The organism is Arthrobacter sp. B0427-1-12 (assembly GCF_059092905.1).
In genome coordinates this window covers 1-246 of record NZ_JBNHIC010000268.1, presented here as the reverse complement: position 1 = coordinate 246, position 246 = coordinate 1, and the positions used below count along the sequence as shown (strand labels likewise).

Annotated in this window: 1 protein-coding gene; it reads right to left on the bottom strand. The window is 62.6% G+C overall.

Features of this window, described 5'->3' with window-relative positions; translation table 11 throughout:
* Positions 1 to 5: 5 nt before the first annotated feature.
* Entirely contained in the window at positions 6 to 188 is a 183-nt protein-coding gene (locus AC5RWU_RS24810) for a hypothetical protein (protein ID WP_493986811.1), read from the bottom strand.
* Positions 189 to 246 lie beyond the last annotated feature (58 nt).

Sequence of the window (246 nt, the reverse complement as noted above, 5' to 3'; positions counted from 1 at the left end):
TGTTCTCACCGCCGCTCGGAGGCTCTGCCGAGCATGGCCTGCAGGTCCAGTTTGCCTTCCAGGACACGGCCGATAATGAAGCCGATAACGCCGAACAGTGCCACCACCGCGAACGCGGTGAACCCGCCAAACGCCAGAACAATACCCAGAGTGAGAGCGACGGCCAGACTGATGTGCGTCGGTGACATCGGGGTCCCCTTTCATGGCCGGTCCTGACCCTGCAGCCAGGGTGAGGACGGACTACAG

Bases quoted from the DNA above. Each gene is read 5' to 3' on its own strand.
- AC5RWU_RS24810 (WP_493986811.1), bottom strand. From the start codon at position 188: ATGTCACCGACGCACATCAGTCTGGCCGTCGCTCTCACTCTGGGTATT.